The 26,055-nt window shown below is 56.4% G+C and carries 16 protein-coding genes; 2 read left to right on the forward strand and 14 right to left on the reverse strand.

The window, feature by feature from the left end:
- Positions 1–37: 37 nt before the first annotated feature.
- From ACR0IP_RS14435 to ACR0IP_RS14450, 4 genes are read right to left on the reverse strand one after another with little or no spacing between them, the layout of a single operon-like run.
- The gene (locus ACR0IP_RS14435; protein ID WP_425084697.1) at positions 38–811 is read right to left on the reverse strand and encodes an SDR family oxidoreductase; all 774 of its coding nucleotides are present in this window, start codon (positions 809–811) and stop codon (positions 38–40) included.
- A complete protein-coding gene (locus tag ACR0IP_RS14440; RefSeq protein ID WP_480526306.1) occupies positions 808–2,403 on the reverse strand; it encodes a GMC oxidoreductase in 1,596 nt (531 codons plus the stop codon). Before ACR0IP_RS14440 ends, ACR0IP_RS14435 begins: the two co-directional genes overlap by 4 nt.
- Positions 2,400–3,224 (reverse strand): glycosyltransferase family 2 protein, encoded by an 825-nt coding sequence (locus ACR0IP_RS14445; RefSeq protein ID WP_480526307.1) that lies wholly within the window; start codon positions 3,222–3,224, stop codon positions 2,400–2,402. Before ACR0IP_RS14445 ends, ACR0IP_RS14440 begins: the two co-directional genes overlap by 4 nt.
- Before the next feature lie 3 nt (positions 3,225–3,227).
- A complete protein-coding gene (locus tag ACR0IP_RS14450) occupies positions 3,228–4,364 on the reverse strand; it encodes a Gfo/Idh/MocA family protein (RefSeq protein WP_480526308.1) in 1,137 nt (378 codons plus the stop codon).
- Between the two features lie 393 nt (positions 4,365–4,757).
- Here ACR0IP_RS14450 and ACR0IP_RS14455 point away from each other — a divergent pair, with 393 nt between their 5' ends.
- On the forward strand, positions 4,758–5,597 hold the full coding sequence (locus ACR0IP_RS14455) for a 2OG-Fe(II) oxygenase (RefSeq protein WP_480526310.1): 840 nt from the start codon (positions 4,758–4,760) through the stop codon (positions 5,595–5,597).
- A gap of 61 nt (positions 5,598–5,658) precedes the next feature.
- Positions 5,659–6,177 (forward strand): serine O-acetyltransferase, encoded by a 519-nt coding sequence (locus tag ACR0IP_RS14460; protein ID WP_480526312.1) that lies wholly within the window; start codon positions 5,659–5,661, stop codon positions 6,175–6,177.
- On the opposite strand, the gene ACR0IP_RS14465 is transcribed toward ACR0IP_RS14460, so the two are convergent.
- The 10 genes from ACR0IP_RS14465 to rfbC all read right to left on the reverse strand — a co-directional run bounded on the left by ACR0IP_RS14465 (position 6,174) and on the right by rfbC (position 25,717).
- Complete coding sequence (locus ACR0IP_RS14465; protein WP_480526313.1) at positions 6,174–7,667, reverse strand: O-antigen ligase family protein; 1,494 nt, start codon at positions 7,665–7,667, stop codon at positions 6,174–6,176. The genes ACR0IP_RS14460 and ACR0IP_RS14465 overlap by 4 nt on opposite strands.
- Before the next feature lie 120 nt (positions 7,668–7,787).
- Positions 7,788–8,720, reverse strand: a complete 933-nt coding sequence (locus ACR0IP_RS14470; protein ID WP_480526315.1) for a hypothetical protein — start codon at positions 8,718–8,720, stop codon at positions 7,788–7,790.
- 81 nt (positions 8,721–8,801) lie between these two features.
- A complete protein-coding gene (locus ACR0IP_RS14475; RefSeq protein ID WP_480526317.1) occupies positions 8,802–13,448 on the reverse strand; it encodes a MupA/Atu3671 family FMN-dependent luciferase-like monooxygenase in 4,647 nt (1,548 codons plus the stop codon).
- A 2-nt stretch (positions 13,449–13,450) separates the two neighbouring features.
- Complete coding sequence (locus ACR0IP_RS14480; protein WP_480526319.1) at positions 13,451–14,461, reverse strand: glycosyltransferase family 2 protein; 1,011 nt, start codon at positions 14,459–14,461, stop codon at positions 13,451–13,453.
- A gap of 2 nt (positions 14,462–14,463) precedes the next feature.
- Positions 14,464–20,907, reverse strand: coding sequence for a type I polyketide synthase (locus ACR0IP_RS14485; protein ID WP_480526321.1), 6,444 nt, complete (start codon positions 20,905–20,907; stop codon positions 14,464–14,466).
- Positions 20,908–21,202: 295 nt separating this feature from the next.
- Positions 21,203–21,895 carry a sugar transferase gene (locus ACR0IP_RS14490; RefSeq protein ID WP_170380746.1) on the reverse strand — a complete coding sequence of 231 codons (693 nt, stop codon included), beginning with the start codon at positions 21,893–21,895 and terminating at the stop codon, positions 21,203–21,205.
- Positions 21,896–22,363: 468 nt separating this feature from the next.
- The gene (rfbA, locus tag ACR0IP_RS14495; protein WP_480526323.1) at positions 22,364–23,233 is read right to left on the reverse strand and encodes a glucose-1-phosphate thymidylyltransferase RfbA; all 870 of its coding nucleotides are present in this window, start codon (positions 23,231–23,233) and stop codon (positions 22,364–22,366) included.
- Between the two features lie 11 nt (positions 23,234–23,244).
- Positions 23,245–24,114, reverse strand: coding sequence for a dTDP-4-dehydrorhamnose reductase (gene rfbD / locus ACR0IP_RS14500; protein WP_480526324.1), 870 nt, complete (start codon positions 24,112–24,114; stop codon positions 23,245–23,247).
- Positions 24,111–25,151: a dTDP-glucose 4,6-dehydratase gene (gene rfbB, locus ACR0IP_RS14505; protein ID WP_170380752.1), complete on the reverse strand. Its 1,041-nt coding sequence runs from the start codon at positions 25,149–25,151 to the stop codon at positions 24,111–24,113. The genes rfbD and rfbB overlap by 4 nt, the downstream gene beginning before the upstream one ends.
- Entirely contained in the window at positions 25,148–25,717 is a 570-nt protein-coding gene (rfbC, locus tag ACR0IP_RS14510; RefSeq protein WP_170380754.1) for a dTDP-4-dehydrorhamnose 3,5-epimerase, read from the reverse strand. The genes rfbB and rfbC overlap by 4 nt, the downstream gene beginning before the upstream one ends.
- Between the last annotated feature and the right edge of the window lie 338 nt (positions 25,718–26,055).

Consider the following 26,055-nt stretch of genomic DNA (forward strand, 5'->3'; position numbering starts at 1 on the left):
TTCCAACGGTCCGCGAATGCAGCCGTTTAATTAGAGGTCATGACAGGCGCAGGGGTACACGCTTTTTGCCTGTGACCTTGTTCAAAATTTTTCGTTTTAATGAAATCGGTTCGAGGAATTCGATATCCCGGTCAAACAGTCGTCCGGTGAGCATGGGATCGTGCCACAGGGCGAGCCTGACACCCCATTTGGCCGCGTCTGCCGGTTCGATCCCGTCGGGAATGCCCATGCGCGTTTTAAGTGCTCCGGGAATCCAGTCGTTGATGACGATATCGGGGAAGCGATCCGAAAGATCGGCCACGAGCGACTTGGTCAAAGTCTGCGCTGCCCCTTTGGTCACAGAATAAGCCGCCGCTGTTGGGGCAGGTGCGATATGTGCAAAGGTGCTGAGGTTGACGATACGCCCGTATCCGCGCTCGACCATTCCAGGCAGGACTGCATGGCAGCAGTAGAATACACCGCCGAGATTAATGTTCACCGATTGCATGAAGCTTTCAGGTGTCTCGTCCAGAAGGTCCCGGCGGGGATAGACGGCGGCGTTGTTGATCAGGATAGTGGGAACCCCCGCAGCGGCCTCAATGTCCTTGAACGCATGCGCAACGGCTTCTGGGTCCGCGACATCTGCGGTGACCGGCATGAACGCGTCGCCCAATTCGGCCGCAAGATCGGACAAGGGGTCAGGGTTGCGCCCGATCCCAGCAACGCGGACGTCTTCGGCAACAAGCCTTCGGCTCAGCTCGCGGCCCAGCCCCGCACCTGCGCCAGTGACAACGGCAATTCCTTCGCGAATACGGTCGCTTGTATCTGTCATGTAGCCTCCGTTTTGTGTTTCGCCTGCTCGGCCCGGTCCGCGATGATGTCCGCCACCCGCAAGGCATTCGCGGCGATTGTCAGGCTAGGATTCACTCCCATGGATGTCGGCATGAACGACCCATCCGCTACATACAGGTTTTGCAGGTCATGGGCTTTGCAATCGGGGTCTAGCACCGATGTTGCCGGATCATTTCCAAAGCGCAACGTGCCAAGCGGATGACCAACATTGACGATGGGCTTGATGGACAGAAACATCATCCGCCACCAGCCAACCGCCCGACGGATGGCACGGCGTAAACCGACCTGTCGCGTAAACACATCCCGCGCGACCTTGTATTCGAAAGTGAAAACCTCGGGGTCTTTGGCGTTCAGTATCACGCGATTTTCGCGAACCGGAAAGTCCTCCATCTGGGCAACAAAGACATCCGCATTTCCGAACAGTTTTTCCGCCAGCAAGGCGGGGAAGTTCAAAAGACGGCGCAATTTCTTGTATTTGGCAAAGCGGGAGCGTTCATATTGCATCAGCAAAAACCGCAGGATAGTGCCGTAATTTGCTTCATAGCCCATAGATTGAACAAGACCGTTACGCTCGCCATTCACGACATAAAAATCTCGGGTGGACACAGCCCGGCTGTTGCCGATGGGTTTTGCGCCGCGCCGGGGCCAGACGGCAAAGAAGTTATCGATGTGAAACATCAGGCCGCGTCCGACCCAATCACTTGAATTGGCGCATCCCGCCGCATCGCGTCCGGTCGAGCGTAACAAAAGGGTGGGCGAGCCAAAGGAACCGGCGGCCAGAACATAAGTGCGAGCCCTCAGCAAATAGCTTTCACCTTCATGACGAACGCGTACACTGGTGATCTGACCGGGTTGATCTTCGCACAACTCCTCGACATCGCATTCCGTGATCAAGGCGGCCTGGCCGCTGGCGAGAGCGGGTTCGACTCCGGCCGAGCGGCCGTCCATCTTGCAGGCGCGCGGGCATTTGCCCGCAAGACAATTGGTGCACCCTTCAAGAGCCTTCCGGGCAATGTGCGAATAATAGGGGTGCATCCCACGCTCGCGAAAATCTTCGATCATCGCCTGTTCTTCGGTGGTGAATTCGGGTGCTGGATGCAGTTTGACAGACGGGACAGACGACAAGGGATCAACGCCACCGCGCACATAAAGGATGTCTTCTGCCTGATCGAAATAAGGTAGAAAGGACTGGAACCCGACAGGCCATCCACCGGTGGGGTGGTCCAAGCCGGGCATTGCGTCCAGATCGTGTGGTTCCGGTCGCTCGAGCGCCGCAGCGTAAAAGACGGAAGATCCACCAACTCCACTGCCTAGCGGAGCGAAATAGTGTGAGACTTTCGAACCGTCATGCGCCTCAACCGGTTTGGGCCAGTAACCGCGCAAGCGCCGGGCCAGTGGATCGCCACCATCAGAATAGGATTGGCGTTCATTGCGATAGCCAGCCACGCCTTTTTCCAGAAACAGAACCGACAGGCCGCGCTCGGTCAGGCGACGTCCTGCCAGCCCGCCGCCCATGCCAGCGCCGATGATGATTACATCCCAAGCTTGCGAAAGGGCTTGTTTTGGTTTCATCGGCCCCGGCTCCATTCGCCACTGTTCCGACGGCGCACCGCAAGGCTGACTGCAACATAGACCCCGAAGCCGACCGGGTCAGTCAGGGCGAGACGCGCAAGATAGCCCGCTGTCAACCGGTCCTTGCCCTCACGGTCCAAAATGCCAGGATAAAGCCGAGCAAGTTCGGACACACCCGCATCCTGTCGCCTTCGCACACGCACCAGCGCGGTAAATCCTTCAACCAGGGGCCAGTAATAGGGCGCCTCCGCTGGCAAGCGTTCTTTCGGTGTGAACTGCAATCGCACAAAGGTGTCGTCGGAGATTATCTGAGGAAACTGGTCCCAACGCTTGCGGCCCGCAGCGTTGACGGCAAACAGACCGGCCCCTGGCACGCCGTTTGTCATGAACGGAAGGCGGGTCCAAATACGCCCATAGGCGCGGGTAATCCAGCTTTTGGCTCGTGTCACGGTCAGCGCTCCGCTGGCATAGGCGGGATCGGGACGATTGAGCACTTTCGCCAATTCGTTCAGAAGCTGCGGAGACATGACGACATCAGCATCTAGATAGACCTTGATGTCCCCGGTCGCGACTTCGTCTGCTCTATTCAGCGCCCCCGGCTTTCCACCGATTTCCGAGTCCAGTACGGTGAGAAGCCAGCCCCGGTCAGCGAAACGTTGGCTATAGCTGATAGCGATTTCGGCCGTTGCGTCGGTGCAGGCGTTTGCCGATACGATCACTTCAGCTGCCTGTTCAGTCACTTGTGCCAAAACGGCCTCAAGACAGTTACCGATGTAGGCCTCCTCGTTATTGGCAGGAATAATGACCGAGATATCGTACATAGTTTAGCTTGCCAGACTTTCGGCCCAGGGCATCGGGGCCACTGGATCGAAGCGGGTTTTCATTGTGACCGACCCGGCGTGCTCTCCCGCGTTTTGCAGGGCCAGAGTAACCTCATTCATATGCAGCGATAGATCGGAGGAAAGCCGGCAGGGGCGATTTTCAAGGATGGCATCAAACAGTTCAACAACACCCAGGGCAAAATTCATCGTTGCGGCTCCCTTGCGACCCAATTTGGCATGAGTTGGGCCCTTGAGCTTGAGCCGCCGCGCCACCGGCGCATTTACTAGCCGCCGATGCAAATTGAACCGTTTCCTCAAGCGGACAGGGGCGGAGTTGTTCCAGCATTCGTCCATCTCGATCACGCCCTTGTCGCCTATGATCCTGAGTTCGTGGTTGTGCACGGCCAAGATCGAGCATGTCAGTCGCGCGACCACTCCACTCTCGAAAAACAACGTTCCCACGGAAAAGTCCGGTGCCGCATTTGTCGTGACATCCGAAACATCAGCCAACCCGGCCGAGGCCGCCACAACGGTTCTGATAGGCCCGAACATCGGTAGCAGCCAGGCAAGGTAGTAACCGGCATGTTCCAACGTGCATCCGGTCTCAAATTCGTCCTTCGCGGGCCAGGGAGCTCCACTTTCGGACATCCACTTCCCGTAGGGAGCCTGCGAAATGAAATCGTCATCCATCTCGGCATAAATCAACCGGACGGGTCCAAGCAAATCAGCGCGCAGCCCGGCCCAGATTGTTTGCGGAGCTTCCCCCAAAAAACTGCAGGGTGCCGATGCCAAGCGCAAATTTAGGCTTTCTGCTAATTCGGTCAGTGCATGCGCCTGCTCCATTTGCATCGCCAGTGGTTTTTCAGAATAGACGTGAAAACCGGCCTTCAGCGCTGCGGATGAAACCTCGTAATGCGAGGACGGGTTGGTCAGGTTCAGCAACACATCACCCTGTTCGCCTTGCTCCATCAAAGCAGACAGGCTGTCCATCGCCGGCAAAGACCAATGCGCACAAAATGCTGCTAGACGACTGGGGTCACGGTCAAAACATCCTGCGATTTCGATTTCTGGGTAGAGCCTGAGTGAGCGCAGATACAAATCCGCGACGTAACCAGTACCAACAATGAACAAACTGGGCATAAACAGGAATAACTCTTAGTCGACGGACAAGAACTCACAAACGATTAACCCAGTAATATTGGCAGAAATAGGGTTGCACCACTGTAAATTAGGTAACAGATCGCAATTGGGCCCAAGATGGTTCGTTATCTCCATGTTCCTTAGCACGGAATCAGGGATTTCAGCGCTCTAGAGTGTTTCATTCAATTGTCGCGCAATGCGAAACTTTTAGTCGGAGACTGGGTCATTGATCCAAATCATGTATTTGTCAGCGTCGGATGGATATGTCACATTGCGGAATAAGGGGGCATCCCCTCATATTTCTGGTAGAAGACTTCGATCCCTACCTTGCTCTGTAACAGCAGCGGCTGGCCGGTAATTAGAGTTTCGTTATTGTTAAAATAGGAAAAGAAGATGGCGATCTATCAAATTGATCCCGAACGTTTGAGTATCAGCACTGAAAGTGCCCGCGCGGCTGCTGAGCCCTTTGCAGAAGAATATCAGAGCGGTCAGCCCTATAATCATATTTGCATCGACAATTTTCTGCCTGAAGAGGTTTTGCGCAAAGTTCAGAAGGATTTGATGTCGCTTGAGGAAAACGAAGACAGTGACACATTTCAGCGAGCGCAGGAGAACCTGAAAACCCAGTACAATCCCGAACGTTTACCGACCTATTCGCGTGAGTTGTTTCATGCCTTCAACTCGCGCCCCTTCATCCAGTTTCTCGAGGGAATGACCGGGATCAAGGGTCTGATCCCAGACCCGTATTATATTGGCGCAGGCATCCATCGGGTTAGCAACGGTGGCCATCTGGATATTCACGCAGATTTCAATCTGCACAAGCAAATGTCAGTTGAACGTCGGTTGAACGTGTTGATCTATCTCAATGATGACTGGCGCGAAGAATGGGGTGGTTCCTTCGAGATCTGGAGCAATGATATGAGCACGAAGATCAAAAGCTTCGTGCCCACGTTCAACCGTATGTGCTGCTTTTCAACCGGGTCCAACACATTCCACGGCAATCCTGAAAAAGTGAACCATCCCAAAGGTGAACCCCGCCAGTCGATCGCACTTTATTATTACACGGCGACCTGGGATCCTAGCCGCAAGGCACACTCGACGATCTTCAAACCCCGCCCGGGAACCGAGGATCAGTTCGACCGTCAATCGCGCCGGCAGGAGATATTGGAAAACTGGTTGCCACCAGTTGTGTACCGCCGGGTCTATCCGCGTCTTGCGCGACTAGGCTTCTGAACAGCGACATGCGCGCCTCGTGTCACCGGACGGATGCGCATCAGTTCAAAAGGTCAGGCTCATGCAAGGCAACCTCCAGGTAGCGTCAACAGAACAGCCGCAAGTCGTCTCAGCCACGGTGCCGGACTGGTCGCGAGAAGAGGTTCGACAGTTCTGGGACCCAGGCTATAAACTTCTGCGCGCGATACGGCGGTATCAGGCCGCCAAAGCACGTGGCGGGATTCTTGGCTCGCTTTTTAGCAAATATTGGACTGTGGTTCACAGGTTCTGGTCGGTGATCACACAGTCCGAAATCCACCTGAACACCCATATCGAAGGTGGCCTGCGCTTGCCGCACCCGACCGGTATTATTATCCACCCAACTGCCCGCATTGGGCCAAACTGTATGATTTTTCACCAAGTCACGCTGGTTTCAACGGTTGAGCTTGGCGGACATGTGGATCTGGGGGCAGGCGCGAAAATCATCGGTCCACTTAAAATCGGCGATGATGTAACGGTAGGGGCGAACAGTGTTGTGACCCGGGATGTCGCGTCAGGTTCAACAGTTGCTGGTGTTCCGGCAAAGGTGCTGAATCGTTAACTCTGCGAAGTTCGTGGATGTCTTTTCCTGCGATGAAACTCAGGATATTCGGCTGTGCTGTTCTTTTGCTCACCACGGGGCTTGCGCACATGTTTAGGGTGTTGACCGGTGGCCAATTCTGGGCGGGTCTCTGTGGGTTGGATATTTTTTTCCTGAACGGTATCAGTAATTTTTGCCATTAATAGTCCGGCCATAAGCCAGGTGAGGTTGTTGATAGTGGCGTTGGGGATCAGTTCTAGCAAGTTGATGCTCAGCATGATTGCGACGCCATGCGTCACAAACTCATCCGCTGAACCGGTGCACTCCTTTCGTCGCGCCCACAACCGAAGCAGGGGAAAGGTCAATAGCCCGAAAATACAGATGTAACCGAACCACCCTAGAACACCGATGATGAGGACCCAGTAGCCATCAGGAACTGTCAGAATTCGCCCGGTTTCGGGGTCATAGTTCCGGTTCCGGTTCCAATAACCCCAGCCTGTCAGAGGTTTTTCCGAGGCGCGTTCTAGCAGTTGTTCTTCGTTCTCAAACCTGAAGCCCAAGGATTGCGCCCGCTCGGCTTGGATCATGCCCGCATAGCTGAGCAAACGTTCAACCGGTATTGCATCTGCGGCGCGCAGGACTGGGTATGTCAGCACGAATACCGCGCATACCATCATGACCCATCGCTGCGCCTTAGGGCGCGCGAACAGGATGATGGGAGCAAACAAAACAGCGAACAAAACCGCTCCTACGGTTTTGCACAGTACTAAGATAAGAGACAGGTAGGCTAGAATTGCGAACTTATTTCCCCTGTCTTGTCCTAGTGATCCGCGCAAAAGAGCAGCCGTAGCGAGCACCGACATAAGAATCAGAAAGGCGACGCCCAAACCGTGACCAAGAAACACAACGGGCCTGAAACCGCCAAACCTGACTTGTTGCGCGAAAAGTTGTGGGAAAAAGCCGTAGAACCAGTTGTTGAACTGAGGGCTCATTCGGATTTCGATTAAAATCGGAATCGAATAGATCAGGCCCGTCATCATATAAAGTCTAAGGAACTCTCGCTTGTTGTCCGGCGTCGATAACAAATTGAATCCCAAGACAAACGGGATCAGGGTTATCACGTGTTTGAGGGATTCTGAGATTGCATCTCGGAGCGTCAATCCGGGGAAGTACAAGGTGCCCGCGAAGATTGGTTCCAGATTGTTCGAAAAAGTCACAAATGGGCTGAAGATGTAGCCAATCATTAAGACCGAAACGATAGGCGAGTCAGGAAAGAGCTTTATTTTCTGGTCGACCATCGTCAGGCAAAGCAATAGTGCGACAATGCTGGGAATGGTGTATTTGTCCAGCGTTGGGACAAGCGGCAAGTCAAAATATGTTGCCGTTGGTAAAATCGTGTAAGCCGCCAAAATCGAGATACAAAACGCCCGCGCAGGCGGCAGCTTTTTGAAAAGCACGATCATGACAACCGGCCAGAGCGCAAGCATCAAATAAGCGAACGTGTTAGGCATCGATCCGGCCGTGGAGTTTACAGGGTTCAGCCAGTCATATCATGGCGCCGATATCTTTGTCCTCACGATTACGAAGCGCAATCGAGCTTTTGTGGCGCGAATGTTGCGCAACAAATGGACTCAGGACAGACCCAGCCCTGAAGGGCGGTAGTTTTTCACGACATCCCAAACTGTTTCCTGCATCAGCAGCGCAGACTCGGGTCCCGGGTCCGCTGCGAAACTGCCATCCGACTTAGTCAACGCATGGCGTAGTCCCACAGGAGAAGTCTGGTACAGTACCGCGTAGTGGGTCAGAGCTACGAGATAGGTGCCATAGTCATTCAAGTGGATTTCATCAGTAAACAGATCGCCTCTGGCTGCAATCGGTCCAACGCCACCACGGCGTTCAATCTCGCGGACAAAACGGGCCATGACCTGCCCAGCCGGGATGATGTAGACCGGGCTGGGAGTGTCTTCGAAAGACAGGGCGCGACGCAGAATGCCTCGTTCCCAATAGCGATCCAGGTCCGTGTCGATCCGGTTTAGCCAGCCTTCCGGATCGTCCAGCTGATGCCAGGTCTCATACAAAAAGATCTTTATCTCAGGGTTTGCGCGCCGTCCAAGCTGAATCCACTTGTGCAGGTACTTTGTGCTTTCGAAATACTTAATGGCGGCGCGAATTTCGACCATCTCAGTCAGGACCAGCGTATTGTATCTGCCGGACGACAAAGCCTCTTTTGCGTCTTTGAACTCGTGCGGGATGTTGTGAAGTTCGAAACCATTGATGGTCTCGTTCGGCTCCCAATGCGCCCTAAGCGGGGTTCCCCAGCCAATTTGACTGCTGTAATCGTGCGCGTCACCCGCCAGTTGTTTCAACATCTCGGGCATGTCCGGCCCGACCAGACTGTGCCCCAGATGGAACACTATTTGCGGTATTTCAGGTGCCGGTCCTGACTGATTATACAAGCCGTTGAACGTTGCGTCGTCGATTGGCTGCGTGCCCCTCAGCCGCAGCATACCAGCGATGGCCGCCACTGCCACCAGCACACTCCCGGGAACAAAGCGTTTCAGCACGATTCATCTCTGATGCTATGTGTCGCTATCACGGTCGCGACCCTATGTTTTGCTGCGCCATATAGCCATCTTAGTTGAGCGTCACGCCGAGCGTCTGCGCGCCCGCATCTCGCGCCGCCGCGCCATGGCGTCGCTGCGGGTACTGGCTTTTTCCGAGGCATGCGGTGCAGGTTCTGCTTCTGGTTTGGTTCCGCCAGTTTTCTTGTCCACTGTTTCGGCTAAAGCTGCGAGGGTTGGAAACCGGAATATGTCCGTGATGCTCAGGCTAGGGACATTTAATTCCTTGCGTATGTCGCGATGGGCTTGCACGGCCAGAAGCGAGTGTCCGCCCAATTCAAAGAAATTGTCCCGCCCGCTAATCTCGGCAACCCCTAGTATACGGGACCAAATCGCCGCAATCTGTTGTGACGCCGACCCGCCTGTGCTGCCAGAGTCGCTGACGGCAGCCTCGGATTTGGCTGTGACTGGCGGCGCAACGCGGGGCTTCTGCACTGACGGGGCAGGCAGGGCCTTTCGATCAACCTTGCGGTTCGGTGTCAGCGGGAAGCTCTCAAGCGTCACGAAATGCGTGGGCACCATGTAGTCTGGCAGTTGCGCTGCCAGTGCCTGCCGCAATGCCTTTTCATCAACAGTTTGATCGACGGTCATGTAAGCCGCGAGTTGCACTAAGTTGGGCGTGTCCTCTCGCGCGATGACAACCGACTGGCGCACGCCGGCTTGCGCGTCGATCAGACTTTCGATCTCGCCCAGTTCGATCCGGTAGCCGCGCAGTTTGATCTGATGATCGGCCCGGCCCAGGAAATCGAGCCGCCCGTCCGTCCGCCAGCGCACCAGATCTCCGGTCCGATAGAGCCGTGCCCCGGGCGTATCCGAAAACGGATCGGGGACGAACCGTTCGGCTGTCAGATCTTCACGCTGCCAATATCCACGGGTGACACCGGCGCCGCCGATATACAGCTCTCCGGCTACGCCGATGGGAACGGGGTTTCTGTCATCGTCCAATACATAAACCTGCGTGTTGGCGATGGGCGTGCCGACATTGATCACGCCTTCGGCAGAAGCGGCGGTTTCGGTCGTTGACCAGATCGTTGTTTCCGTCGGCCCGTACATGTTTTCGATATGCGCAGGCGACAGCTTGTTGATCTGTTTGACCAGCGAGCCGGGCAGGGCCTCGCCGCCGATCAACATGTGTTTGACCTTGGACAGGGCAAACCGTGCCTCATCGCTCATCAGGATCATCTGGGCCATGCTGGGGGTACATTGCAGATGGCTGACTTTGTGACGGATGATCTGAGCGGCGATGGAATAGTCATCCTCGGCCAGTTCTGTATCCTGATTGGACAGGCGCAGCACCTCGGCCAGAGGCTTCAGACCCTCCATCACCTGATCGACAGATATGCCATAGTCGATCAGGCAGGCAATCTCATCGACACCGATGCGTTTCAGTTCTTCGACCCGGTTCAGGCAGTCTTCGACGGTGCCAAACAGGCCGGAATCCTCGAAATAGCGCAGGAAGGCGAAATCGAGGATGCCTTCGAGCTCCTCATCAGACAGGCTGCCAAGATCCAGTTGGAACGGGTTCGAGACACCTTTGGGTTTCTTGAAGGCTGGGAAGGCCCAGGCATATTGCTTGATCAGACCGGCCGCCGAGCGTAGGTAATCCTTCATCGGCTCGCGCGCGACCTCGCGCACTTCTTCGCGGTCCTGCCCAACATAGGTGTGAAGCATCAGGGTGACCGTATGATCATCGGGATCATACCCCGCTTCGCGCAACGCAGCGTGGTAGATACCGATTTTGTCGGCCACCTCTTGCACGCTCTGCCCCAGAAGGTGAGTCAGCACGTTGGCCCCGATGGCCCCGGCTTCGCGCCAGGTGTCCGGGTTGCCCGCAGTGGTGACCCAGACAGGCAGTTTCTTCGATACCGGGCGCGGCTGCGTAACCACCCCGTGCATATCTCCGGACTTGGTGGGAAATTCCACCGTTTCACCAACCCAAAGTTGGCGCAAGGTGCTGATCGCTTCGAGCATCGCGGGTTTGTTTTCCGGCGGCGTGTTCTCGGGCCGCAGGACGAAATCATCGGGCTGCCAGCCAGAGGCGATGGCAAGTCCCGCGCGCCCGTTGGTCAGGTTGTCGATCACAGCCCATTCTTCGGCAATGCGCGCGGTATGATGCAGAGGTGCGACGCAGCTGCCTGCGCGGACGCCGATATTCTCGGTTACGGCGGCAACGGCTGCGCCTGTAACGGACGGGTTGGGGTAGGGGCCACCGAAGGCATGGAAATGACGCTCGGGCGTCCAGACAGCGCAGAAGCCGTTCTGATCCCCGAACTTCGCACCCTCAAGCAGCAGTTTGTACTTGTCGCGCCCGACGCCATCGTCGTTGCCCCAGTAGAACAGGCTGAACTCCATCCCCTTGCCAGTGATGGATTTTCCGGCGGTCGCATCACCTGCGACCAACGCGCGGTTTTCGTCATCGCTAAGAACGATCTTGAAGCCGCGCGCCAGCGTCCAGAACAGCTCTAGCACCGAAATATCGAAGGACAGGCTGGTCACCGCTAGCCAGACCCCAGCCGGATCATGACTGATGCGATCGTCCATGCCGGTGAAAAAGTTCGACACGTTGCGATGTTCAACCATGACCCCCTTGGGGCGTCCGGTCGAGCCGGAGGTGTAGATCATGTAGGCGAGGTTCTCCGAACGCACGCCGCTGTCGACATTGTCCGTCGCAGCCGTTCCCAGCCGTGGGTCCGTGTCCAGCAGCAAGGCCTGCGCGCCATGATCGGGCAGGCTTGCGGCCAGTGCGGATTCCGTCAGCACCACCTTTGCGCCGCTATCCTCAAGATACAGCGCCGTCCGGTCCGCAGGATAGGCCGGGTCCATCGGCACATAAGCTCCGCCCGCCTTCAGGATCCCCAGCGCCCCGATCAGCAACAGCGGGGATCGTTTGACATGCAAACCCACCAGCGTATCGGGGCCTACACCCATCTCACGCAAAACATGCGCAACCTGATTGGCCAGAGCGTTCAGTTCGGTATATGAGAAGCTAAGGTTCTCGAAGACCAGCGCCGGGGCATCAGGGGTGCGTGCGACCTGGGCTTCGAACTGCTCATGAACGCAGCTGACCTCATCATAGGCGACGGAAGTCTTGTTCCAGTCCTGCAGGACTTGTGTGCGTTCCGTTTCGGGGAGAATGGGAAGTTCAGCGATCGGTAGATCCGCGTTGGCTTGATCTGTCAGCGACACAAACAGGCTCTCGACCCGTGCAGCAAACAAGCGGAGTGAAGCTTCAGAGACATGTCCGCTGTCGGCAAACAGCGTCGCCTCTCGACCAGAAGTGGCCAGCGTCAGGCTGGTGCCTGCAACAAGACCTTCCGATACGTCATCAGACAAACCAATCACAGGCGTTTGCAGGGCCGCCGCACCTGGCAGACGCGCCGGCAGATCATAGGCGAACGGACCAATCGCCTGGGCCTGTGCAATGGTTTGTTCAAACTCCTTATGCGCCGCTGAGAATGTCTGATCCGCAGAAAAGCGGACCGGAACCCAGTCGTTGAGATACGGGGACGACACGTTGTTCAGGCGGAACGCCAGATCAAGGGTGAATGCGTCCACAAGGCGCGCCATCAAGGCGGCAAACGCAGCCTTGGCCGTCGCATCAGCAAGCCCATCTGGCACGTGCAGTGTTTGTGACCGAGGCGCGCCAGATGGCATAGCTGAATTTATCAGCGGAATGTCACTCTCTTGCAGCGCTTCAAGACGTGTGCGCCATTGTGGTTCCGATTTCAGCGTGTCAGCAATTGACTGACTGATCGCTGTCGCCTGTTCTGCGGTTAACGGGGGCAAAGCGCTGCCGCCGTTCAAAACGCCATCAGTCGCCACAGACGCACCAATACCATTTCGCAGATCGCTGATCTCAATAGCGCCGTCACTCGTTGCAACGGTCAAACTATCGGCGTTGCTCGACAGAATGGTGCCCGGCTCGGCATTGGATGGCTGATCACTCACCTTAGCCGCGCCGACGAGCCAGAGTTGGTCATCCCGCTGAATCTTGGGGCGGCATAAGGGGTTCCAATAGTCACCGTGATCCAAGGCGCGCACCAAAGCGGCCACTTCATGCGCCGGTTTTGTAAAATCCAGCCGAGCGGCTGCCTCGGGGCGGTCGTTCTTTGAAAAATAGCTGCGCTGCGACAGGTCTTGCGGGGTCGTGGGCTGATCCGTTTCAAGCGCCCGGATGACATCGCTGAAGCTATCGATGGCTGCGCCGTAGCATTTGGTGTTCAGGGTCAGAGCAGTTTCGTTGTCACTGATGTCAAATAGGTTTTGAGCAACGATTCCGCCTTCGTCCACACCGCCGGAGATCATGTGCCAGGTGATCCCGTGTTGCGTTTCCCCATTGAGAATGGCCCATACCGGCGCGTTTAACCCTGCATAGCGCGGTAGGGGGCCATCGTGGAAATTGACGGCCCCTTTGCGTGCGTTGTTCAGCAGCGATTGTGGCAGCAGTTCGAGATTTGCGATGCTGAGCAGCCAATCAAATGATACGCCTTCCAGCCGATCCGACAAATCGGGACCGGGTGCAAATAGAGGTAGGTCGTGAGACTTGGCCCAGGCCTCCACATCCGGATTGCGTGTGGCCAGACCTTGAATTTCGTGCCCCGCCTCTAGCAGTAATTCCCCGCACTGAATGACAAGGGATTCATGGCCGACAAGAAAAGTGCTGAAAGGCATCTTTATTCTCCAATAACAGGCCTGGTTTGTTGTTCCGAACTGCGTTTGCGCCAAGGCGCGCGCATGAATGCGGACAAGTCATGCCAAGCAAGAGTTCGCAAAAAATGGGGCGGCACACCGCTTTGCCTGCGTGTTACTAAGCATCGCAGCCAGTGCAAAAAGCCACCTGTCAAATGCACACAGGTGGCGCAGGCGGCATAAATTGCGCCATGGTTTTTGACGAAGTAATGAAGACGGGAGTCAAACCAATAGGTTGGCACCCGATTCCAGCTTTTCATACCCGTGGTTACTGAACCGATGTGCATCACAGCGCTGGTACGCACGTAATCGGTGCGATACCCGGCGCGCGCGGCCCGCAGGCAGAGATCGGTTTCCTCGAAATACAGGAAAAACGTTTCATCAAAGAGGCCGATCTCATCCAGCACGTCCTGCCGCATCATCAGGCTGGCCCCGGCCAACCAATCAACGGGCCGGGTCTCGGTCGGGATAGGAATGGGCACGATCCGGTTCTTGAACAACCGAGTGACAGGGCCAAAGTTGATGCTGCTTTCAAATTCGCTTGCGACAGAAGGAAAGCGGAAGCTTGTCAGGTGCGGCTCGTCGTCATCGCCGAAGATATAGCTGCCTGCAAAACCAGCTTCGGGCGTGGTTTCCAGATGCTCCATCAATATGCGGACGGCGTCCGGAGCAGGGAAGGCGTCGGAATTCAGGATGTAGACGAAGTCCGGCCGTGTTCCGTCCGAAAGGCCCGCGCGAATGCCTACATTATTGCCAGCACCGAAGCCACCATTGTGCCCAGACTGGATGGTCCGAACGCGACTGCCCTGATCCCAACCTTGTTCTTGAACGCGCTTCGAGATGGCCTCAAAGGATCCATCCTGCGAGTCGTTGTCTACAACGATGATTTCTCCTGCGATTCCTTCCATGGCCTTCCGAGCGGCCTCTACCGAGCGCAACGTCATGTCCGCGGTTTTGTAGTTAAGAATAATGGTAAGGAGTACAGGATCAGACATGGCTATTCCGCTGCCTCTTGCAGAGTGCGTCTGTAGTGCAATACTTGGCGTTCTGCGTTTTCAAGGCAGGTTTTCATCTGAGCTGCCAGCACCCGCACATTCGGTTCCAGCACCATCGAGTCATGATCTCCGGGCACCTCGAACACCTCGATACTTGGGGCCCAGGGTGTCCAGTCGTTGTCATGAGATAGATAGTAGCGTTCTTGGTGAACCAGTTTCCCAGGCCCCAGTTCCCATTTCCCGACCAAAGGCGGCCGGAACAGGGTCAGGGGGCCATCCCATGGGTGCAAGGGATAGCTGTTGACGCTTTCCAAAAATGCGGCCTCGATCTCGGTGTCGTGGAACTGCTGGCCGGTCTCGGCTGTTTCTTCCTTGGGTTGGCGTTTTTGGATTTCCCAGGCGATCCGGTTCTTGGCCCATTGAATGGGGTAGCTTGCGCCCTTGTTCCGCATCTCCTGCAGCTGAATCTTCAAACGATCCGCTTTGCTAAGCGGGTGCCGTACCGGTAGGGGCGTATCAAGCATGACCAGCGCCGCGATCTCTTCCCCGGCTTCAGTCAACTGACGGGCGATCTCATAAGCCGCGATACCGCCACCCGAGAAACCGCCCAGCATGTACGGCCCCGAGGGCTGCACCTGCCGCATTTCGGCGATGTAGTCCTTGGCGGCCTCGCACAGATCCCGGTGCGGTTCCTCATCACCATACAGACCGCGCGCCTGCAGGCCGTAGAATGGTCGGTCGGTGCCCACCAAATGCGCCAGATGGCGCAGGTTCAGCACATTCCCGAACATGCCCGCCACCAGGAAGAACGGCGTTTTCGGTCCACCCTCACCGGAATGCATCGGCACCAGATGGGTAAAGCGACGTTCCGGTGTCGCCGGGGCCGCTGCTGGTGCGTCCACTTCGTCGCCATCTTTCGGCACGCCGCGGGCGGCGATCAGGTCTGCGCATTTGCGGATGGTCGGGGCCTCGAACAGGACCGAGATCGGGAAGTCCACGTTATAGGCCTTGCGGATTTGCGCAAACAGGCGCACCGCGATTAGGGAATGCCCACCCAGATCGAAGAAACTGTCCTCGACACCGATCTCATCAACACCCAGTAGTTCCTGCCAGAACCCGGCGAGGCGGCGTTCGATGTCATTTTCCGGGGCGACGTAATCCGAATCCAACTCGGGGCGTTGGAACTTCTGATCCGAGCTTTCGGTGGATGCGCCGCTGTCGGCGGCCTGCGCGATCAGTCCCTCCAGATCCAGCGAGGACAGAATGAGCTGCGACTGCCCGCTGGCCAGTGCCTTGAAGAACAGGTCCGCCCCTTCTGTCGCCGGAATACCCTGAGACAGATTGTGACGCAGCCGCTCCTCGGCTGGGGACAGGGGCGCGAGGGCGTCGACCTCAGAGGTGATTGCTGGGGCGCTTTCGGTGAAGGCAAAATCCACCGCATCTTCCATCCGGCGGATCGAGAAACCCTCTACCTCGATGCAGATCGTGCCGTCCGGGGCTGCGATGGTGACATCGAAACTGGCGGCCTCGCCCTCGGCGCGGTTTTCGCCTGCGTTGCGGACCCAACTGACAATCTGCGCGGGCAGTGGTGCATAAACGCGGACCGAGCGGTAGGAGACCGGCACCCAAAGGTGCGAGGCCTGATATCCTGAGATCAGCTCCATCGCCCAGCCCGTAGCTAGATCCATCAGAGCCGGATGCAGGTGGTAGCCCGATTGTATATCCGTTTGCAGTCCCTCAGGCAGCGCCAGATGAGCCAGGCCCTCATCCTGCCCCAGTGCAGTTGAGGTCAGCACGCGCCAGCGCGGGCCGAAATTCAGATGTGCCTCCTGCGGGGATCGCAGGCGGCCCGCGCCTTCGGCCTGATGGGCCGGGCCGCAACGGGCAGCGATGGCCGCCACATCCAGCGGTGCAGGCGCGATCAGCGGCAACAGAGACAGGCTGGCTTGGGCGTTCAGTTCAAATGCATCATCCGACCCGCTCTCAACCGTTAGGTCATAGCCCACATCGCTGCGTGGCAGGCGCAGACGGACCTGCTGATCTTCACTGTCCGAGACTGCAAGGGGGCGGAGGAAATACAGATCGCGAATTTCAAACGGACCGGTTTCGCCTTGTACTCGCAGAGCCTCGGACGCCAGTTCCAGATAGCCGGTGCCAGGGACCAGAGCATGACCGGCCTTGGTCCGGTGATCGTTCAGGAACCAGCGGTCATGGGCGTTGTAAGTCGCACTCAGCAGCCGGTTGCCCGCGTCATCAAAGCTTGCCTGATCCAGCATCGGAACGTCTGCGGAGGTTACGGGCGCGGGCTCTGCAGTGCCTGTCCGAGCCTCCATTGCATCGGCGGCCATGCCCACATCGGCCCATATACCCCAGTTGACCGAAACAACCTGCGTTTTGTCGCCTGTACGGGCGCGGGCATAGGCGTTCAGGTAGTCATTGGCGGCCACATAGTCGACCTGACCTACAGGTGCCGTTGCGGTCGAACTGGACGAGAACAGAACCAGCCAATCTAGCGATCCGTCCGGGAAAATTTGGTCAATTACCTGCGTGCCATGGATCTTGGGAGTAAAGACATCCTCGATCTCCATCATAGTCTTGGTCATGATAGGTGCATCGTCGATCAGGCCAGCCGCATGGATTACGCCGTTGATCTGGCCGAATTCCTGCGTGGCGCTTTCGACACAACGGCGCATCTCTTCAACATTGCTGACGTCGACAGACATCGGCAGCGCTTTGCCGCCTGCGGCTTCTAGCTTTTCGATGGCCCGGATACGGCGGGCCGTCTTGTCCTGCGGGGCAGAGTTATTCAGCACGGTTTCCCACTGATCCCGCGGCGGTAGGTCTCCACGCGCGAGCAGGACGATATTGGCATTCACCTTGGCAATCAGCGCCTCGGCCAGTGTCAGGCCAATGCCGCCAAAACCGCCGGTGATCAGATAGGTGCCGCCGTCGCGCAGGGGCAGATCGTCCAGAGACGGTTCCGTGAGAGCCTGCGGGCGATAACCTTGTTCAAAACGCTTGCCCGCGCGGATCGCCGCTGTAAACGAAGCGGGCGGAGCCAGCAGGTCTTCCATCACCTGATCGGTCAGGCTGTCGGGTAGGGCAGGGGGCCGGCGCCTGCCAGCGTTCTGCGGCAGATCGATATCCAGCAGCGCACAGGTCAGGCCGGGGAATTCGCGCGGGATCACGCGGGTCGGGCCGGTGACCGTGGCTTTCTCGGGATAGGGCAGGGCTTCATCCCTCACCTGCAGCGCGCCCGAGCTGAGGACATGAAGGTGCAGGGGCATCGGCAGATCTTCGTCCCCAATGGCCTGCGCCAGGAAGAACAAGCTGTAAAAGCCCTGTTCCAGATTGCGATGGAAGAAACTACCGCCGGGGCGGAAGGTCTCGGCCTGTGTCAGCAGCCAGCCATGCACAATTCGGGTTGGGAGGTGTTCCTGCGCGACGAGATCACGGATCAGCGCGTCATAGCTTTCGCGCCCGCGTTCGGGGGCCAGCTGATAGTGATCGTCACTGATGCGGGCAAAGGCATCGCCGGGCGTGACCGTGACAACCTTTTGACCGGCTTGCCGCAGGCGCTCGGTCAGGTTGGTACACAGCCCAGCCTCATCCGCAAAGATCAGCCAGCTTTCCTGTGCCGCATCCGACAGATCGCCGGTGACATCGACATCGCAGGCTGCGTATTTCGGTGTCCAGGCCACGCGATAGCCCCAATCGGCGGGGTCTTCGGTGCGCATCAGCCATTGGCTGGCTGTCTCGGTCTGTGTCGTGCCGGGTTCGATGAAATAGGGCGAGCGCTGGAAGGCATAGGTGGGCAGAGGCACGCGGTTGCGCCGCGCCTCGCCCCAGATCTGTTCCCAGTCGAACGCGCCGCCCAAAGCCCAGATCCGGCCCAGCATGGCCATGAAATAAGCATCGTCAGCCACATCATCATTTGGATGACGCAGGCTGCTGATCACCTGATTGGCGTCGACCTTGTCATGCTGTCCGGTCAGAGAGGCCAGCGCCTTGCCTGGGCCGACCTCAATGAAGATACGCTCTGGGTTCTCGGATAGCGTGGTGATGCAATCGGCGAAATGAACGGTGTTGCGCAGATGGCTGACCCAGTATTCGGGATCGGTCGCCTCAGCCTCGGTGATCCAGTCACCGCTGCGGTTCGAGGGGAACGGGATCTGCGGTGCCTTCAATTCGATCGAGCGCAGATAGTCGCCGAATTCCTGCAGGATCGGCTCCAGCATCCGCGAATGCGCGGCGATATCGATCGGGATGCGTTGACAGTCTACGCCCTGATTGCGCAGGCGCTCCTCTAGATCGTCCAGCGCCGCCTGAGGTCCGGTTGCTACGCTCAGGCTGGGGGCGTTCACGGCGCCCAGATCGAGGTCATCCCCCAGTAGTGGCCGCAAATCGTCGGCGGGCAGGGGGACGCTCAGCATGCCACCGGCCGGAACCGTATCAAACAGCCGCCCGCGCAGATGAACCAGACCGATGCAATCCTCAAACGACATCACACCGGCCACACAAGCGGCGGTGTTTTCGCCCATCGAATGGCCGACCAGAGCGGTGGGCTGAACACCCCATTCCATCCAAAGCTGCGCCAGCGCATATTCGGTGATCATGATCAGCGGCAGTTGTACCGAAGGTGTCTTCAACCGCTCATCCGCAGCCTCTTCCTGGCCCGGTTCGGGCAGCCAGATCGCGCGGATATCATAGTCGAGCTTGGCCTGCAGAATATCCAGACCCCGATCCATCCAATCGGCAAAGACCGGCTCGGTCTCATAGAGGTCGCGCGCCATACCGGCGTACTGAGCGCCTCCGCCGGGGAACATAAAGACATGCTCAGGCGCGTCCGAGATCACCGTATGGGTGAAAACCCGACGCGGATCGTTTTCCTCAAGGATCGCGGCGGCTTCTTCATGGGTTTCGGCGACGATGACGCGCCGCTTTTCAAACCCACGTCTTCCGTCTTTCAGCGTCCAGGCGATATCGGCCAAATCTTGTTCAGGATTGGCCCGCAGATGCGCGGCCAATGCTGCGCTGTTGGCATCCAGCGCTTTCTTGCCCCGCGCCGAAACCGTGAGGATTTGAAACGGCCAATCCGACGGTTCGGATGCGGCTCGCTCAGGCGCTTCCTCCAGAATGGCATGAGCATTTGTGCCGCCGACGCCCAGAGAATTCACCCCGGCTCGGCGCGGGCCCTTGTACGAAACCCAATCGGTTAGAGTGTCATTCACCCGGAACGGGCTGTTCTCGAAATCGATCGCCGGGTTGGGTTTCTCGTAGCCCAAGCTGGGCGGGATCTGCTTGTGATGCAGGGCCAGCGAGGTCTTGATCAGGCTCGCCACCCCGGCGGCGGTATCGAGATGGCCGATATTGGTTTTGACCGAGCCCAGCCGGCAGAAGCCCGTTTCCTGTGTGGTTTCCGAAAACGCCTGTGTCAGCGCGGCCACTTCGATCGGATCCCCCAGATAGGTGCCGGTGCCGTGGCATTCGATGTAGTCCACTGTATCGGCTTGAACATCGGCCATCACATGGGCCTCGGAAATCGCGGCGGCTTGACCATCCACAGATGGCGCCAAGTACCCGGCTTTGGCCGCGCCATCATTGTTGATCGCCGTACCGCGGATCACGCCCCAGATATGGTCGCCATCCTCGATCGCATCAGACAGACGCCGCAAAATGACAGCGCCAGCACCCGAGCCAAAAACAGTGCCTTGCGCGCGATGATCGAAGGCGTGGCAATGGCCATCGGGTGAGAGAACCTCGCCCTCTTTATAAACATAACCCCTATTGTGAGGGAGCTCGATCGTGACGCCCCCGGCAATTGCCATATCGCACTCACCGGTCAACAGAGCCTGCGTTGCATAATGCGTTGCGACCAGCGAGGTCGAACAAGCGGTCTGCACGTTCACGCTCGGGCCCTTGAGGTCGAGGATATGGCTCAGCCGGGTCGACAGGAAATCCTTGTCATTACCGGTATGGCGCAACAAGAACATGCCCACGTCGTCGACCAGATCCCGGTTCGAGCAGACATTGAAATAAAAATAGCTGCCCATGCCGCAGCCTGCGAACACGCCGATAGGTCCGGGAAAGTTTTCAGGCGGATGGCCAGCGTTTTCCAGCGCTTTCCAAGCCACCTCTAGAAACTGGCGGTGTTGCGGGTCCATGATGGCGGCTTCTTTTGGGGAAAGACCGAAAAACTCGGCGTCAAATTCCTCGAAGCGATCCAGCGGCGCGGCAAACGGCACATAGTCAGGCCGCTCAAGCAAATGTGGAGTCTCACCGTTCGCAATGAGCTGTTCCCTGCTGAGCTGGTGGATAGATTCCACCCCCTCGCACAGGTTGGACCAATATGCTTCAATCGAAGACGAACCGGGCAAATGCGCGGCCATGCCAACGATTGCGATGTCGCCGTCCCTGGCAGAAATACTCACAGTAGAACCATCCATAAATAAACCGATTTGAGTTTAAGTCCCGCTGTAGGGATTGCCAAACGAAAGTGATGCGTGTGCGCTGAATTTTACGGCCTGTGCTGCGCGCAATCCCCAGCATTATGGTGTAGGGGCCTCATAATGCCAAAAAAAACACCACACGCGAGCTTTGGACCGTGGATTTCCGGGAATAAAAAGCGCTCTTCGATGGTTTCCGAATTCTCTACAATCTGAAGCCAGAAGAATTATTGCGCCAGCCACGGCAAGCCATTTACTGACGCGATTCAACTCCGCTGCAGTTGAGAGTATTCGCTCAGATGCCCGTGGCGCGTACGACTACACCCACCGTCGAATACAGAATACCCAGATCGGTTTTGAAGTTTAGATTGTCGGCGTATGAGGTGTCGAACTCGGCGCGGCTTGCGAAGGAGCTGGAATTGCGCTTGGACACCTGCCAAGATCCGGTCATGCCGGGACGCAGGGTGAAATATGCTACGCCCGGATACAGCTCTTGCTGTTCAGGAAGCATCGGGCGCGGTCCGACCAGGCTCATTTCACCCATCAGTACGTTCCACAACTGCGGCAGTTCGTCCAGAGAAGTCTTGCGAAGGGCATGACCGAACGGCGTGATTCGGGGGTCATTCTGCAGCTTTTGGGTTTCGTCCCATTCCCGCCGTGCAGCAGGGTTCTCCGCCAAATAGTCTTCGAGCAAGGACTGCGCGTTAGGAACCATAGAGCGCAGTTTCCACATCTTGAAGACTTTTCCACCCCGACCAACACGGTATTGAGCGTAGAACGGGTTTGATCCGTCTCGTGCAACCAGAAGCGCGAGAACCATTACAGCCGGCGCCACGATTGGTAGAGCCACCAACACAAGGGCCAAATCTATCAGGCGTTTGAATGTGTTGCGATAGGGTTGAGCGGCGTTTACCGAGGCTCTGCCGGCCTCAACAACTGAACCGCATGTACCGGTGTCGGCGCGAAAGTTCGTATCCTGAATAGACATTTCAACCTTTAACCTTAAGCCAAATCTGGCTTCACCATTTACGAGGTAACACAAGGGGACCAAAAAATTCCCCAGCACACGAGCTACCCTAGACAAGACCTAACACGAAACTGTGCCTCTAGTACGTGAACTAGTTTATACAGCTACAAATAACTTCTCAAAGAGTGAATCGGGCCTGTTCGACATTTTTTCGCCGCATTCGCCGCACAATTAAGCACATTCTTGGGCATTGTTCTCTCTATCGGAAACGGGATCAATTCTGAGTTGAACTTCAAGTCTTTGCTGAGCCTATACGTGGCGGACCAATGTGTTCCAGTTTTCCATGTAAAAACGGGATCGTATTTCGAGGTCGAATCGCCCATTTTTTAGTCGCGTATCGAAAGCCCGTGAACACCATATGCTATTTGGCAAAACTGAAGTGAGTTGATGCCAGCCGAAACGACGCCGCCGTCGTCTTTGCTTTCGTTCTTAACTCAAAAGCAGTTCGAGATATGCGCCATAGGTAGATTTTGCGAAGAGCTTCGCGCGATCGGCTAGAACGTCATCACTGATCCAGCCATTTGCCCAAGCGATTTCGTCTAGACTTCCGGTTTGCATACCTTGCCGGTCGGTTAAAGTGCGGACGAAATTACCTGCATCCAAAAGTGACCCATGGGTGCCAGTGTCCAGCCATGCAAAGCCGCGACCCATCGTTTGGACATCCAAACGCCCTTCGACCAGGTAAGTTTCAAGTAGCGACGTAATTTCAAGTTCGCCGCGAGCAGATGGTTGCACCTTGCGGGCGCGAGCCGGTGCTTCTGAATCGAGGAAATACAGCCCGGTAACTGCATAATGCGAAGGCGGCACGCTGGGTTTCTCGATTATGGCGCATGCTTTGTTGTTGTCGTCGAAGTCGACTACGCCGTAGCGCTCGGGGTCGGTCACCCGATATGCGAAGACGGTGCCACCTTGATCTAGCGCGTCAGCAGATCGCAAAAGGTCGGGCAAACCATGACCAAAGAAAACGTTATCTCCTAAAATCATTGCCGATGGTGCACCTGCCAGAAACTCTTCGGCAAGGATATAGGCTTGCGCCAAGCCATCCGGCGAAGGCTGCGTCAACCATGTCAGGGAAAGACCGTATTGGCTGCCATCGCCCAATAGGCGTTGGAACTGTTCTTGGTCCTGCGGAGTCGTGATGATCGCAATCTCTCGGATGTTCGACAACATCAGAACACTGAGCGGATAGAAGATCATCGGCTTGTCATAAATGGGCAAAAGCTGCTTTGAAACGGCAATGGTGGTTGGATAAAGCCGAGTGCCCGATCCACCGGCAAGGATAATGCCTTTGCGTTGCATAGTTCGTCCTTTCAAAACCTAGCGCCTGCCACTTCCAAGTCGGCCAAAACTTGGGTCAGGCCGGTTTGCCAATTGGGCTGAGAAATGCCGTAGATATCCTTGATCAGCGAACAATCGAGGCGCGAATTCGATGGTCTTTTGGCCGGGGTGGGGTAGTCCACGGTCGGGATATCTTCGATTTGAGCGGTCAATCCTGCCTGCGAAACCACTTCGCGCGCAAAATCTGCCCAGCTGACGCTTGGAGCGCCGGAATAATGTAAGATGCCGCCTTCAGTCGTGCGCGCTTTCGCGGCGATCAAAAGAAGAGCCTCGGCAATATCCGCGGCAGGCGTTGGTCCTCCGATCTGGTCCGCAACGACAGTAAGTCTGTCGTGAGTCTCGGCTAACCGTAGAATAGTTTTGACGAAGTTCTTTCCGTGCGACGAAAAAACCCAACTGGTCCGTAGAACAGCGTACCAACCTCCGGTTTCGGCGATTTGGCGTTCTCCGTCGAGTTTGGTGCGGCCATACACCCCAAGTGGTCCGGTGGGGTCGGACACAGACCTGGGTGCCTCGCCGGATCCGTCAAAAACATAATCGGTAGAGAGGTGGAGAAACGGCAGACCGCACTCGGCTGACGCCTGCGCCATAGCACCCGGAGCGTCTCCATTGGCCAACTGAGCCAGCTCCGGTTCGTCTTCGGCTTGATCCACCGCAGTATAAGCGGCAGCATTGATGATCACCTCAGCATTTGTGCCTCGGACTGCTTCCGCGCACGCTGCAGGATTGTACAAATCAACCTGAGATCGATCCAAGGCTTCAAGGATAATGCCCTGTCGGCGCGCGTGCCTTCGGAGTTCAGTCGCTACTTGACCTCCATGGCCAAAGACCAATGCTTTCATTGCGCAATACCGAGCCGTTCACCCACGCCGCTGCGGGCCTGCAATGCACTTAGCCAAGCGCTATTGTCCAAGTACCAGCGTACGGTTTGTTCAAGGCCCTTTTCGGGTGTGTAGGACGGGCTCCATTTTAGCTCTTCTCGCATGCGTGTTGGATCAATGGCATACCGACGGTCATGCCCCGGCCGGTCTGCGACAAATTTGATCTGGTCAGCGTAGGGAGTTGTGTGTGGTTTCAATCGGTCGAGAATAGCGCAGAGCATTTTTACCAAGTCGAGATTGGTCATCTCATTCTCTCCGCCAATGTTGTAGCTGCGCCCAATCGCACCTTTTTCCAGAACCAATAACAGCGCTTCGGCGTGGTCTTCGACATGCAGCCAGTCGCGAATGTTATCGCCAGCGCCATAAATGGGAATGGGCTTTCCCGACAGCGCGTTCAGGATTACCACGGGGACCAGTTTTTCCGGAAACTGATAGGGGCCGTAGTTGTTAGAGCAATTGGTCAGCACGACGGGCAATCCAAAGGTTTCGTGCCAGGCTCGGACAAGATGATCAGAGCTCGCCTTTGAAGCTGAATAAGGTGAGTTAGGCCGATAAGGGCTGTCTTCGGTGAAAAAACCTGTCTCACCCAAGGAACCAAAAACCTCATCGGTAGAGATGTGGTGAAAACGGAAGTTCTCGGGACGGCCTGAAGTCACCCAAAAATCGCGTGCCGCCTCAAGTAGCACGTAGGTCCCGGTCACATTGGTTTCGATAAAAGCGGCGGGACCATCGATGGAACGGTCCACATGGCTCTCGGCCGCAAGGTGCATTATTGCAGATGGATTATGCTTGCGCAGAATGCCAGACATAGCTTCGGAGTCGCGAATATCGGCATGTTCAAAAGTGTAATCTGTTGAGTCAGCTACTTCAGCTACATTATCGAGGCAGGACGCATAGGTCAGAGCGTCGACATTCACTACGGAATGGCCGTCAGCAATTGCACGCCGTATCACAGCAGAGCCGATAAAGCCTGCGCCGCCCGTGACTAAAATCTTCATAAAACATCCTCGAACCTGAACGGGGAATCAAAATCTCTCAAAAGCAGGGCTCTGATATCTTTATCGGATATTTTGATTTCCGCCACGTCGAGGGGCCAATTAATTCCAATATCAGGATCATCCCACCGTATGGCGCCCTCTGTTTCCGGAGCGTAGGTATTTGAACACTTGTATACGATCTCGGTGTCAGGCTCCAATGTCATGAAACCATGGGCAAAACCCTCGGGAACCAATAGCATCTGTCCATTGTCAAAGCTGAGTTCTGCGCCGACCCATCTGCCAAAAGTGGGGGAACCTTTGCGGATATCTACGGCCACGTCGAACAACCGGCCCCGCCCGCAGCGCACAAGTTTCGCCTGAGCCATTGGCGGCGCCTGAAAATGTAGTCCGCGTACAGTTCCAACAGTTCCTGACAGGGAATGGTTGTCCTGTACGAAAACTGTTTCGATCCCATGGCTGACAAAGCTCTCCAAGTTATAAGTTTCTTCGAAAAAACCGCGATCATCGCCAAATCGCCGAGGTGTGATCATCTTTATATCAGGAATACCAAGAGGCTTTATGTCCATGGATTTTAATCTCTCCTTTTGCGCGCCGGCTCATCACTCGGCAACGCTCAGACAGTTGTTTGTATCACATAAGCCTTTGTCAATGAACCGAAAAATGAACCGACTGTTCAGATGTCAGCTAGGACGAGAGACTAAGAGTTTGCTCTGGCAGAAAATCCCAATTGATTTCATCGATCCGAGATTTGGCCTTCGGTCGTTTGATGGCTGCCTGGATGCTTATGATTGTGCTCGCAAATTGGACACGCCGAGCGGACTCACACATTTTGAATATATCTGCAAATTCTGGACATCATTGAACGATCGTTTCGTCTTAAACCCAGCTCACCGGACGCTTGGGC

It is taken from the genome of Ruegeria sp. AL11 (assembly GCF_056540865.1).

What these genes read in the sequence shown, in the direction of transcription:
- rfbD (WP_480526324.1), bottom strand. Translation starts at nt 24,114, where the DNA reads ATGAAAGCATTGGTCTTTGGCCATGGAGGTCAAGTAGCGACTGAACTC.
- ACR0IP_RS14445 (WP_480526307.1), bottom strand. Translation starts at nt 3,224, where the DNA reads ATGTACGATATCTCGGTCATTATTCCTGCCAATAACGAGGAGGCCTAC.
- rfbA (WP_480526323.1), bottom strand. Translation starts at nt 23,233, where the DNA reads ATGCAACGCAAAGGCATTATCCTTGCCGGTGGATCGGGCACTCGGCTT.
- ACR0IP_RS14440 (WP_480526306.1), bottom strand. Translation starts at nt 2,403, where the DNA reads ATGAAACCAAAACAAGCCCTTTCGCAAGCTTGGGATGTAATCATCATC.
- ACR0IP_RS14465 (WP_480526313.1), bottom strand. Translation starts at nt 7,667, where the DNA reads ATGCCTAACACGTTCGCTTATTTGATGCTTGCGCTCTGGCCGGTTGTC.
- ACR0IP_RS14460 (WP_480526312.1), top strand. Translation starts at nt 5,659, where the DNA reads ATGCAAGGCAACCTCCAGGTAGCGTCAACAGAACAGCCGCAAGTCGTC.
- ACR0IP_RS14480 (WP_480526319.1), bottom strand. Translation starts at nt 14,461, where the DNA reads ATGTCTGATCCTGTACTCCTTACCATTATTCTTAACTACAAAACCGCG.
- ACR0IP_RS14475 (WP_480526317.1), bottom strand. Translation starts at nt 13,448, where the DNA reads ATGCCTTTCAGCACTTTTCTTGTCGGCCATGAATCCCTTGTCATTCAG.
- ACR0IP_RS14455 (WP_480526310.1), top strand. Translation starts at nt 4,758, where the DNA reads ATGGCGATCTATCAAATTGATCCCGAACGTTTGAGTATCAGCACTGAA.
- ACR0IP_RS14490 (WP_170380746.1), bottom strand. Translation starts at nt 21,895, where the DNA reads ATGTCTATTCAGGATACGAACTTTCGCGCCGACACCGGTACATGCGGT.
- ACR0IP_RS14450 (WP_480526308.1), bottom strand. Translation starts at nt 4,364, where the DNA reads ATGCCCAGTTTGTTCATTGTTGGTACTGGTTACGTCGCGGATTTGTAT.
- rfbC (WP_170380754.1), bottom strand. Translation starts at nt 25,717, where the DNA reads ATGGACATAAAGCCTCTTGGTATTCCTGATATAAAGATGATCACACCT.
- ACR0IP_RS14435 (WP_425084697.1), bottom strand. Translation starts at nt 811, where the DNA reads ATGACAGATACAAGCGACCGTATTCGCGAAGGAATTGCCGTTGTCACT.
- rfbB (WP_170380752.1), bottom strand. Translation starts at nt 25,151, where the DNA reads ATGAAGATTTTAGTCACGGGCGGCGCAGGCTTTATCGGCTCTGCTGTG.
- ACR0IP_RS14485 (WP_480526321.1), bottom strand. Translation starts at nt 20,907, where the DNA reads ATGGATGGTTCTACTGTGAGTATTTCTGCCAGGGACGGCGACATCGCA.